The following is a 643-nucleotide window of genomic DNA, read 5'->3' as shown; positions in this document are numbered from 1 at the left end:
AAAGCCTACAAGTTCCGACTCGAACCGACCGCCCAACAAGCGCAACGCCTGCGCCAGTTGGGCGGTTGTGCTCGTTATGTCTGGAATCACGGGCTGGCAGAGACAAAGCGCATTCTGGATGCTGGCGAAAAACTACCTTCTGCCTTCCTGATTACCCATGATTAGCAGTCAGTTACCACGAACTATACTGATCTTACGTACAGTTATCGAGGTGCGAGATCATGGCCAAAAGCAAAGTCCAATTCCAGAAAGGCTACAGCCTGTTTGATTTTTTCAAGGACTATGGCACTGAAGCGCAGTGCGAAAACGCGCTGCTTGCTTGGCGTTTTCCGAACGGTTTCATCTGTCCTGAGTGCGCCAACAAGACCTGCTGTCGCCTGAAGAGTCGGCCACGCGTGCTGCAATGCAATAACTGCCGTCACCAGATGTCATTGACTGGAAACACGATTTTTGCAAACACCAAACTCCCACTGACCAAGTGGTTTCTGGCGATGCAGCTGCTGTCACAGACCAAAACTGGCTTGTCAGCGATGGAGCTAAAGCGCCAGTTGGACGTCAAATATGACACCGCCTGGATGCTCAAGCACAAGCTGCTGCAAGCCATGAAAGAGTCCGATGACAAGCAGCCCATCAGCGGCATCAT

Annotated in this window: 1 pseudogene; it reads left to right on the top strand. The window is 51.8% G+C overall.

The window, feature by feature from the left end:
- Positions 1-221: 221 nt before the first annotated feature.
- A pseudogene (locus tag MUW49_RS18190) lies at positions 222-643 on the top strand (IS1595-like element ISAeca5 family transposase); the annotation flags it as partial.

This window comes from Aeromonas sp. LsrichE-8G (genome assembly GCF_022869435.1).
GTDB lineage: Bacteria > Pseudomonadota > Gammaproteobacteria > Enterobacterales > Aeromonadaceae > Aeromonas > Aeromonas caviae.
This window is presented reverse-complemented; position numbering and strand designations above follow the sequence as displayed.